Here is a 1070-nt window from a genome sequence, read left to right on the forward strand (position 1 = left end):
ATTCTCAAATAGAAATTCGGGTTAAAAACCCATTAGTAAGGAATCGAGTTATTGATAAGTTTCTCTTCTCATTAAATTCAAATTTATGGAAAAAATTGTTATTGGTATTGATGTGAGTAAATTAACTTTAGACATCTGCATTCAAGAAAATGGAGTGAATCGTTTTGATACTATTGCTAATACTGAAAAAGCTATCAAATCTTTTTTGAAACAATTTGTTAAGAGACAAAATATTCTAATTGGAATGGAGAATACAGGGAGATTTAACATCCTTCTTTACAACGTATTAATTCAACATTCTTTTGCTGTTTATGTCATCAATCCTTTGCATTTGAAAAAAAGTATGGGATTAGTTAGAGGTAAAAATGATAAAATTGACAGCGAACGTATTGCTGTATTTTTACTTAAAAATTATATGGATCTTCAACAGTGGAAGCCTAATTCGAAAGTCATTGAAAAGATAAAATTATTGAATGCTGAAAGAAAACATCGCGTTAAAATAAGAGCAGGATTACTAGCTCAAGCAAAAGATGAACAATTCTTAAAATCAACTATGGATAAAGCTGTATTACGCTTAAACACTAAGCTTATTGATGTCTTAACGAAACAAATTAATGAAATAGAAGAAAGAATCTATCAATTAATTAACGAAGATGAACAGCTTCATAATCATTATAAAAGAATACAATCAATTCCTGGTGTAGGAAAAGTTTTAGCATTTAATATGTTGATTAAAACAGATGGTTTTACAACCATAAATACACCTAGACAAATGGCTTGCTATGCTGGAATAGCTCCATTTGATTTTCAATCTGGAACTTCCATAAGGCGAAAACCGAAAGTTTCATCAATGGCTGATAAAGATTTGAAGAAACTATTGCATTTAGCTGCAATGAGTGCTATTCGTTTAGATAATGACTTGGCTATTTATTATCATCGAAAGGTAGAAGAAGGGAAAAATAAAATGTCGGTCTTAAACGCAGTCAGAAATAAAATAATTCACAGAATTTATGCACTAATTAAAAATCAAAATATTTATAAAAATAACTTGGTTTTGTCATAGAAATCAG

At 29.1% G+C, this 1070-nt stretch carries 1 protein-coding gene; it reads left to right on the forward strand.

What is annotated here, in order from left to right; translation table 11 throughout:
• The first annotated feature begins 85 nt into the window (after nt 1-85).
• Nucleotides 86-1063, forward strand: a complete 978-nt coding sequence (locus B2X73_RS03370) for an IS110 family transposase (protein WP_038337380.1) — start codon at nt 86-88, stop codon at nt 1061-1063.
• Nucleotides 1064-1070: the final 7 nt, after the last annotated feature.

The organism is Empedobacter sp. UBA7252 (assembly GCF_002472765.1).
GTDB lineage: Bacteria > Bacteroidota > Bacteroidia > Flavobacteriales > Weeksellaceae > Empedobacter > Empedobacter falsenii_B.